The organism is Corallococcus praedator, assembly GCF_003612125.1.
In the GTDB taxonomy this organism is placed as follows: domain Bacteria; phylum Myxococcota; class Myxococcia; order Myxococcales; family Myxococcaceae; genus Corallococcus; species Corallococcus praedator.
In genome coordinates this window covers 1-398 of sequence record NZ_RAWI01001346.1, presented here as the reverse complement: position 1 = coordinate 398, position 398 = coordinate 1, and the positions used below count along the sequence as shown (strand labels likewise).

Sequence of the window (398 nt, the reverse complement as noted above, 5' to 3'; positions counted from 1 at the left end):
GGTCGTAAAAGTGTAGCGGTGTTCAGCGTTAGTACCAGTTCCTAATCGCCCAAACCCCGTAAAATGAGGTTCTTCTACTTTGTCAATCAATAAACTCCGGTAGGTTCCCCGCGCGTCGGCCTGCCAGAGTTCGACTAAGGCATCGACGATAGTATCGCTGTTGCCATCGTGAACCCGGCCCGTAATGTAAATTCGCTCGTTATCAGCGTACTGGCCGGACGTGGCCTCACTGATAAGCGAGCCGCTCACGATGCTGTTGTATGGATAGCCGTACTGCTCGGCGGTCAGGCTATAAGCCGAAAACGGGCCGAGGGTCTGCGAAGGTGTTTGTCGGAGTCGTTCGGTTTCCATCACTCAAAAGGGGTCTGTTTACGGCCATTCAGTACGATGTTAAACTC

The 398-nt window shown here is 52.8% G+C and carries 1 protein-coding gene; it reads right to left on the bottom strand.

Annotation, left to right across the window (positions count from 1 at the left end; translation table 11 throughout):
• A partial coding sequence (locus D7Y13_RS44400) for a dioxygenase family protein (protein ID WP_500683219.1) occupies nucleotides 1-351 on the bottom strand: 351 nt, incomplete at its 3' end.
• Between the last annotated feature and the right edge of the window lie 47 nt (nucleotides 352-398).